The organism is Oceanobacillus sp. J11TS1 (genome assembly GCF_018333215.1).
Lineage (GTDB): Bacteria > Bacillota > Bacilli > Bacillales > Amphibacillaceae > Oceanobacillus.
Window position 1 is genome coordinate 1 of the sequence record NZ_BORO01000061.1, and the last position, 1291, is coordinate 1291.

Consider the following 1291-nt stretch of genomic DNA (forward strand, 5'->3'; position numbering starts at 1 on the left):
GATGACGTAAAATAGTTTGTGTAAAATAGTTGAGATAAAAAAAGAGGTAGGGTACCCTCGAAATTGGACAAAAAATCAAGAAAGGAGACCCTACCATGTCTCAAAGTATAAATCAAAATACCTTTATGAATCAACTAGATGAACTTGTACGCGATTTTGTCAAAGAACAGTTGGAAACCATTATGGAAGAGGAAAGAAAGCAATTTTTTGAGAAAGAGCGCCCAGAATTAACGCAAGTAAAAAATGGTTATTATAAACGGAGTCTGGATACCAAACACGGACACATTGATGATCTGGCCGTTCCTCGAGACCGATACGGAGAATTTCACACGGAATTATTTGATCCCTATCAGCGTCGTGATCAATGGGTCGGTGAAACCGTAACACGTATGTATCAAAAAGGAGTCAGCACACGTGAAATCGGGCAAATGATTGAACATATGCTGGGTTCATCCTACTCGGCAGCGACAGTAAGCAATATCACGGAAGCGACTGTAGAGAACATAGAGGAATGGCAAAAGCGTCCGCTAAACAAGCGTTACTCCGTGCTCTATCTAGATGGAACCTATTTGAAGCTGCGTCGGGATGATGTCGCTAATGAAGTGGTCTATATCGTCATTGGTGTGAATGAGGATGGTTATCGTGAAATTTTAGGATTCTATGTAGGCGGGCAGGAAAGTTCTCTGGGTTGGAAGGAAATTTTAAAAGATTTATATGAACGTGGAGCGAAGGAAGTGTTGCTTGGTGTATTTGATGGGCTTCCCGGTCTGGAGGCAGCGATGAAAGAAGTGTATCCCAAAGCAGATGTCCAGCGCTGTGTCGTGCATAAAGTCCGCAATGCGTTGAATGCGGTACGCAAGAAGGATCAGACAGCCATTGCAGAGGATTTAAAACAGATTTATGAGGCAAGTACAAAAGAAGAAGCAAAAGATCGATTTCAAGCATTTAAAAAGGGATGGCAGACGAAACATCCCAAAATCGTGAAATCATGGGAAGAAGATCTGGATGTCCTCCTCACTTTTTTAGACTACCCTTCTTCTATCCGGCGCATCATATACACGACGAATATCATTGAACGAACCATGAAGGAAATCAAGAAGCGTACCAAAACCATGAATAGCTTACCGAGCGAAAAAGCAACAGAGAAAGTAGTGTACCTTAAAGTAACAGATTATAACCAAAGATGGGGAGAACGTAAGTTAAGAGGATTCGCAAGCGCATATCAAGCATTACAAAACATGTTTGAAGAGCGCTACGGGGAGTAGGTAAGAAACGAGCTAATTTTCAGACA

Annotated in this window: 1 protein-coding gene; it reads left to right on the forward strand. The window is 41.8% G+C overall.

Translation table 11 applies throughout. The features are described from left to right. Window positions 1–95 precede the first annotated feature (95 nt). Window positions 96–1265 carry an IS256 family transposase gene (locus KI343_RS19760; protein WP_212928117.1) on the forward strand — a complete coding sequence of 390 codons (1170 nt, stop codon included), beginning with the start codon at window positions 96–98 and terminating at the stop codon, window positions 1263–1265. The last annotated feature ends 26 nt before the right edge of the window (window positions 1266–1291 follow it).